Source organism: Bacillus sp. S4, from assembly GCF_040838205.1.
GTDB lineage: Bacteria > Bacillota > Bacilli > Bacillales > Bacillaceae_G > Bacillus_A > Bacillus_A cereus_U.
This window is the reverse complement of the sequence record NZ_JBFPJI010000020.1, coordinates 26,436-33,559: the sequence shown is the minus strand read 5'-3', so window position 1 is coordinate 33,559 and position 7,124 is coordinate 26,436. Positions and strand designations below refer to the sequence as shown.

The window sequence follows — 7,124 nt, the reverse complement described above, 5'->3', positions numbered from 1 at the left end:
AAACCCCGAATCATGGGGCTTTTTTTAAGTGTCCATGATTCGGGGTACAGTTCAACCACAAGGTAGAGGGGATCTTCTAATTCCTATTTCAAACTACCCGCAATCTCCGTAAAGATAACCCCAAGTGCATGTGCACCTGCATCTGGATAGCCTAAGCTTCTTTCACCAACTGTACCAGCGCGGCCCATACGAGCTACGATTTCTTTCGTATACTCTGCTCCTTTAACCGCTGCTTCTGCTCCTTTTTCAAAGGCAGTTTTCATGTCTGATTCGTTTGAAGCGCTATTTAACCAAGAGTCTACACATGGAGCAAGTGCATCAACAAGCGTTTTATCACCAACTACCGCTCCTCTTCCGAACGATCTTTCACCGATAGATTGTATACCTTGCAGTGCTGCTTGTAACATTTCAGCGAACTCTTTGGCTGTTAACTCACATTTTTCGCCTGCTGCTTTACTAGCTGCGCGGAACGCACCGCCCCAAATTGGACCTGAAGCGCCGCCGCAATGTTCCATAATAATCATAGAACAACCGTCAAGGAATGATCCTATCGTTACATTGTCTTGTCCTAAAATAGAACTCCACTCACGTTTTAATTGCTTAAATCCTTTTGCAACACTCATTCCGAAGTCGCCGTCACCTGCATGTGTATCTAACTCACAGAACGGTACTTCATTTTTAATAATGATGTCACTCATTTTATCAACGAGATAAACCATATTGTTTAATGTAATTACATTATCTTTCATAACAGCGTGCTCTTCCGCTGTTTCTATTTCAAAGGAAACTTCCTTCTCCTCTACATCTTCAAGCACATTAACATACTCTACACTTTCAACTGGTCCATCTACTTTAAACGCTGGTGTATTACACTCTTTCGATAGTAATGTTTTTAGCTCGTCATCTAATTTCATTACTGTTAAAGACATACCTGCCATATCAATACTCGTCATATAGTTACCGACGAATACTCTATTAATTTTAATGTTTCTAGCAGCTAGTTCTCTCGTAACTGCGTTGTTAAATAGGTAAAGTTCTTGCAGTGGTGTTCCGCCAAAACCATTTACAAGAAGCGCGATTTCTTCACCATCTTTTACTCCTAAATCTTTTACTAAATCATTTGTCATACGGTTAGCTAATTCATCTGCTGACAGCGTTTTTTCACGTTTAATTCCTGGTTCGCCGTGAATACCTACGCCGTATTCCATTTCATCTTCCGCAAGTGTAAAAGTAGGTGATCCGCTTGCCGGAACTGTACAAGAAGTTAACGCTAAACCGATTGTGCGCACGTTAGCCGCTGCTTTTTCCGCTACAGCTTTCACCGCTCCTAAATCCATACCTGCTTCCGCTGCTGCGCCGGCAATTTTATGAACGAAAATAACTCCCGCAACGCCGCGGCGTCCTACTGTGTAAAGACTATCTTCTACCGCAATATCATCGTCCACTTTTACGTAGTCTACTTCAATTCCATCTTCAGTCGCTAAATGCGCACCGTTTTTGAAATTCATAATATCGCCGCTGTAATTTTTAATAATTAATAACGTACCTTTTTTACTAGCCGTCTCTTTAATCGCTTGATATACCTGAATTTGTGAAGGAGAAGCAAACACATCTCCGCACACTGCCGCATCTAACATTCCTTTTCCTACTAGCCCTGCATGCGCTGGCTCATGACCACTACCACCGCCGCTAATTAACGTTACTTTACTTTCGTTCATTTCTTTCTTCTTAATCACTTTATATTTTTTCAAAAACTCAAGCTCTGGATGAGCCATAACCATTCCGTTGCACATTTCCATTACTAATGTTTCTGGTTTATTTATAATCTTTTTCATTGTGATTCTCCCTCAATTCCTTTAATATATTGTGATATATTTGAAATCTTCTTCTTACTACTCATGTTAAAATGAAAGCGTTTTATAGTAAACGGACAAAATGGACAATCTGTCTAAAGACACCGCTCTCATATATGGATAGGATTTTTATATTAGGCTGTTTTCGTATAGATTGTTGCTCTCTTGAAAATACTGATTACGGTTGAATATAATGCATTTTCAGGAGGCGTTCAATAATGTGGAGATACGTATTATTTGGATAGTTACCTCTACTGGTATCGTTAGCTTGAGTTACATAAAAACTTAGCATTTGAAAATCGAGTAGAGCAAATGCTTATTTCAGCTTGTCAAAAATCTAACTATTTCACAGTTGAAGCATTAAGAAAAGATAAAAAGCATCATTAATCAGATGCTTTTTAGGTAGATTCAGTGGTTTATTGTTATGTAACTAACGGAGCAGTTTAGTTGAATAAGAAAAAAAGATTAATGCGTATTTGACTTAAAATGCGATACAAAATGAAATGTACAAGGATGACAATTCATTTAATAGGTAGGTATTATTTCACATTCTTTAGAGGGGAAATTACCTTGTTATAAAAAAATCTTTCCCATTTAGCTAACAAACCGTTCCCATTTTCACCACGCTGAATTTCAATTTCGTGGTTTTTATGAAATTCTGCTATTCGTTTATTATGCTCTTTGTGCAAATGATGGAGAGCTACTTGTTTCATTATTATCCCTCCTTTCGATTAACCATAATTATATATCCTGGGTTGATTATAGCAAAGTATTCTACACGTTTTGTAGATTAAATCTGCCTTTTAGTTTTAACAGCAACAATCTTTGAGAAAACAGCCTTATATTACTAACATTCTAGGGATGATTAAGATGACCTCTTCTATAATTTCTAAAAAGATAATCGCGAATTCATTGAAACATTTAATGGAAACAGAGTCGTTTCATAAAATATCAGTGAGCGATATTATGTTACACTGTCAAATGCGTAGGCAAACTTTTTATTATCATTTTAAAGATAAATTTGAACTATTAAGCTGGATTTATAGAGAAGAAACGAAAGAAAACATTATAGACTTTCTCGACTATGAAACATGGGAAAATATTTTCGATTTATTATTTGATTACTTTTATGAAAATCAAAAATTTTACCGAAATGCTTTTAAAGTCATTGAACAAAACTCGTTCAATCACTATTTATTTGAGCATACGAAAAACTTATATATGAAGATTATTGATGAACTATCTATGAGCTGTAGATTAACTCTTTCTATTGAAACAAAAAATACGATTGCCTCCTTTTATAGTCACGGCTTCGTTGGAACGATAAAAGATTGGATTGAAAGTAAATGTGAAGTAGATCCATCCATTATGTCTTCTCTCATGAAAAATATGATAAACAATCAATTACTACTTTTACTTGAGCAATCAGCAAAGTAATTAAAGGGTGGCAAAAGCAATGAAAAAGATTATGAATGATGTACAAAATATCGTTCAAGATATGCTGCACGGCTTTTATTTTGAACATAACGACAAAGTAAATTATGACGAAACACATAACATCATTTATGTAAAAGATATCGAAAAAATGAAGCAAAACGTTGTCCTTATAAGCGGCGGTGGTAGCGGACACGAACCTGCTGATATAGGTTATGTAGGAAAAGGAATGCTTACAGCGGCAGTAAACGGCAGTATCTTCACTCCGCCTACAGTCGAACAAATTGCAGCGGCAACTCGCCTCATACCAAAAGATAAAAGTATTTTATTCATCATTAAAAACTTTAAAGATGACGTAGAAAACTTTTTAGCTGCAGAACAAATCGCCAAAGAAGAAGGAAGACAAATTGACCACATCATCGTAAATGACGACGTTTCAATTGAAGATGATGCTTCTTTTAATAAAAGAAGACGAGGCGTAGCGGGCACCATTTTCGTTCAAAAAATATTAGGCGCGGCCGCTCTTGAAGGACATTCTTTAGAAGAACTAACAGCACTTGGCCGTTCTGTCATCCAAAACTTACATACATTAGGAGTTTCCCTTTCCCCTGCAAATGATCCAGTACAAGGAAAAGCTTCATTCACATTAAATGATGATGAAGTGTTTTACGGCGTTGGTATCCACGGCGAAAAAGGTTACCGTAAAGAAGCACTATCTTCTTCTGAAATATTAGCGATCGAACTTATGAATAAACTAAAAAGCATTTATCGCTGGAGAAAAGGCGACAACTTCGCCATCCTCATTAATGGACTAGGTGCGACACCATTAATGGAACAATACATTTTCGCAAACGACATTCGCCGTTTATGTGAGCTGGAAGGCTTACATGTGAAGTTCGTAAAGGTTGGTACCCTTCTCACTTCTTTAGATATGAAGGGTGTTTCACTCAGTTTGCTTAAGGTAGAAGATTTGGATTGGGTGAAGTGGTTGAAGGCGGATGTTGGAGCGAGCAGTTGGTAACAAATTTGCAATTTATCCACCAGTTCCCACAATCCAATACATAAAATGTCGTTATCCAGTCGGAGGAAGGCACCTTAGAGTGTCTTTTCTTTATTTTCAAAAGGACCTGCTCAATTATTGCGTAAAAAACATAAAGTAATTTGAATCCGTTAAAATACATGAGTGTACCCTTGTTTTCCCCTCTTATTAAAGGAGGAGCTATTATGGGATTTGGTGGTAGTTGTAGTAGTTGTGGCGGCGGCTTTGCTTTATTAGTTGTATTGTTTATTTTATTGATCATTGTTGGAGCTTCTTGCTTCTGCTAAAAAACTATTGGAAAAGACACTCTTATATGAGTGTCTTTTCTTTGTAATAAAAAAGCTCTCCATAAAGGAAAGTTTTTAGGTTTATACATTCAAGTCATCCAAATTAGTTATTTACACAACACTTTATCACTTTCGGTCTTTAGTGTGGTGTGACATACACATAATCCTTCCGCTACACAAAGTTGCTCAACTAACTTTAATTCCTTAGATCCAAGACTTATATAATTAAAACACACATCATCATTAAATTCATTTTCTTAAATCAATAGTTAGCTCATCTGTAATCTGCTCAAGATGGAAAAATCTTTTTATATAATGGATATCTGACCACTTTTCTTCCCCACCAATAACAAATAATTCTTGCGCATCATACATAAATGAAAAGCTTGGATAGAAACTATCAGCCTTTAATCCAATCTCCCCAGTATTATTGCTGATAATCTTACAGCCCGCTGAATAACTTAATACCGTATAGAGGGAATCTTGTGCTGATTGGAAGAAATACTTCATAAGTGTAGTTATATCATCACTATTAGTAATTAACACGTTAAAAAAGTTCGTATCCCTTTTCTTATTAGTAAAAACCAGCTCAAACGGGAATTTATTCTCTTCTAAAAATCCTTCAAGGCAATTTCAGCAATTGAACGAAATCGGAAGGGAACAAATAATCATTCCTTATTCCTTAAAGGACCATTTAATGGAGTACAGGGCAGGAATATTTTGTGGGGAAGTCGAAGTTGTTTTATCGTATAGCAACTACGGTATCGAATTTTTGAAACTATTTGAACATGATGGCATTCACGAAATAAGGTTCGCGAATATTCCAATAGTAGAGGGTTTACGAAGTGTTGTTCGTTAACAAGATGCTATATGACATACCCGAAAACCCAATTTCACATTTTCCTATACTGTGACTTTTCTTTGTTATCATGAATTGCGACAAAGTGTTTTTTGTTTGGAAGGAATTTGTAACAGAATAATTATGAAGATGATCAGATAATAAATTTTTACACATAAGGAGATAAAACTATGGCAAAAAACAAATTACTAAGAATGGACAACGTCGGCATTGTTGTAGAATCCCTTGATGACGCAATCTCTTTCTTCGAGGAGATTGGCTTGAACCTCGAAGGGCGAGCCACTGTCGAAGGTGAATGGGCTGGCCATGTAACGGGACTCGGTTCTCAGTGCGTAGAGATTGCTGTGATGGTTACCCCAGATGGCCACAGCCGAATTGAACTTTCGCGATTTCTCACCCCACCTACTATAGCAGATCACCGGACTGCTCCTGTAAACGCCCTCGGTTATCTACGCGTCATGTTCACCGTTGAAGACATTGACGAAATGGTATCCAGACTTATTACTAAGTATGGTGCTCAGCTCGTTGGCGAAGTTGTTCAGTACGAGGACTCGTATCGTCTCTGCTACATTCGTGGAACCGAAGGACTTCTAATCGGTTTGGCGGAACAACTCGGTAATAAATAAGTAAGTGATGTTTTATAAAAAGCTTTTAATGAAATATACATTACTGAAGTGAAAATTGAAACAGAAAAGCAGTGTAAAGTAACTCGAAGAAATCGGGTACGTCATATAACACAGCATTCACGCTGCGATTTAAAGAAAATTCTTATTCAATAAAAGGGCGCCTTTCCGAAGTAACGAAAAAAGTCCAATTTCTTAATACCGAGAAATTGGACTTTTTAATATTGTAAACTCCTTAACGTTGTAAATCCGCATTTTCCTGACGCTAAGGAAATGTCACTTATTAAAAAAGCCGATTTCCATCTCAAGGAATCGACTTCTTTAGTTATTCTTAATGAACTAACGCATGCGTTAGTTGCATAAGTAAGAGGTTTGAAAAAATAGCCTGTATATATTTGAACGATGAATAACTTACCTATTTTCTTGTGTTTGCACCATATACAGAAAATCGAGAAAAACGTAACATATTATTTATCTGTTTGTTTTTGCTTCTTTTTCAAATACTCCGCACGCAATTTTTCAAGTTGCTGCTTTTTATCAAATTTGGCAGGCGTCTGTTTTTCATGAAACTTTGCCACAGCTGCCTGACCTTTGTAATCCAATTGATATTTTCCCACTTTGTTCACCTACTTTTCTTGTCTTTAAAGAGAATCTATTCAACAAATATACTATACCTTATTTTACTGAAGTAAACCTTATTATTTTATTAGTTGCAAAGTCTTTTTACTACTTGTTTTAAAAAATCTACATTCCCAATATTTCCCTCCAAAAAATCACCCCTTGTTATTAATTTTTCTACTTATATCTATCTTAATCCAAATATCACCTTATCAAACTAACCTGCCCCGTTAGTTTAAGTAGGAAACTTCACAATCTCAATAGAGTAAAGCCTATTGGTACATAATCAAATCACCTTTAAATTAGACTTCATAATGTCTCATAAGACTTGTATCAAAATGCTTATCGTTGTAAATGCGCATTTTCCTGACTCTACCCCATCGCTATCAAGCTAACAAAACAAAATACCCC

7 protein-coding genes and 2 pseudogenes are annotated in these 7,124 nt (G+C 36.3%); 5 read left to right on the top strand and 4 right to left on the bottom strand.

What is annotated here, in order from left to right; all coding sequences use genetic code 11:
* Positions 1–83: 83 nt before the first annotated feature.
* Positions 84–1,835, bottom strand: coding sequence for a dihydroxyacetone kinase subunit DhaK (gene dhaK / locus AB3X48_RS05070; RefSeq protein WP_088098760.1), 1,752 nt, complete (start codon positions 1,833–1,835; stop codon positions 84–86).
* A gap of 246 nt (positions 1,836–2,081) precedes the next feature.
* On the opposite strand from dhaK, the pseudogene AB3X48_RS05065 reads away from it, so the two are divergent.
* Positions 2,082–2,240: pseudogene (locus AB3X48_RS05065) on the top strand (IS1595 family transposase); the annotation flags it as partial.
* 152 nt (positions 2,241–2,392) lie between these two features.
* On the opposite strand, the gene AB3X48_RS05060 reads toward AB3X48_RS05065, so the two are convergent.
* Complete coding sequence (locus AB3X48_RS05060) at positions 2,393–2,566, bottom strand: hypothetical protein (protein ID WP_016103924.1); 174 nt, start codon at positions 2,564–2,566, stop codon at positions 2,393–2,395.
* Between the two features lie 157 nt (positions 2,567–2,723).
* On the opposite strand from AB3X48_RS05060, the gene dhaS reads away from it, so the two are divergent.
* From dhaS to AB3X48_RS05045, 3 genes are all read left to right on the top strand, one after another.
* Positions 2,724–3,290: a dihydroxyacetone kinase transcriptional activator DhaS gene (dhaS, locus tag AB3X48_RS05055; RefSeq protein ID WP_002202924.1), complete on the top strand. Its 567-nt coding sequence runs from the start codon at positions 2,724–2,726 to the stop codon at positions 3,288–3,290.
* 19 nt (positions 3,291–3,309) lie between these two features.
* On the top strand, positions 3,310–4,308 hold the full coding sequence (gene dhaQ / locus AB3X48_RS05050) for a DhaKLM operon coactivator DhaQ (RefSeq protein WP_088098759.1): 999 nt from the start codon (positions 3,310–3,312) through the stop codon (positions 4,306–4,308).
* A 203-nt stretch (positions 4,309–4,511) separates the two neighbouring features.
* Positions 4,512–4,613 carry a YjcZ family sporulation protein gene (locus AB3X48_RS05045; protein ID WP_000505688.1) on the top strand — a complete coding sequence of 34 codons (102 nt, stop codon included), beginning with the start codon at positions 4,512–4,514 and terminating at the stop codon, positions 4,611–4,613.
* Positions 4,614–4,862: 249 nt separating this feature from the next.
* Here the strand turns inward: AB3X48_RS05045 and AB3X48_RS05040 are convergent.
* Positions 4,863–5,240, bottom strand: a pseudogene (locus AB3X48_RS05040) (hypothetical protein); the annotation flags it as partial.
* A 402-nt stretch (positions 5,241–5,642) separates the two neighbouring features.
* Between AB3X48_RS05040 and AB3X48_RS05035 the strand changes: the two are divergent.
* Positions 5,643–6,098 carry a VOC family protein gene (locus tag AB3X48_RS05035; RefSeq protein ID WP_002159053.1) on the top strand — a complete coding sequence of 152 codons (456 nt, stop codon included), beginning with the start codon at positions 5,643–5,645 and terminating at the stop codon, positions 6,096–6,098.
* Between the two features lie 464 nt (positions 6,099–6,562).
* Here the strand turns inward: AB3X48_RS05035 and AB3X48_RS05030 are convergent, their stop codons facing one another.
* Positions 6,563–6,712, bottom strand: coding sequence for a hypothetical protein (locus AB3X48_RS05030; protein ID WP_002069316.1), 150 nt, complete (start codon positions 6,710–6,712; stop codon positions 6,563–6,565).
* Between the last annotated feature and the right edge of the window lie 412 nt (positions 6,713–7,124).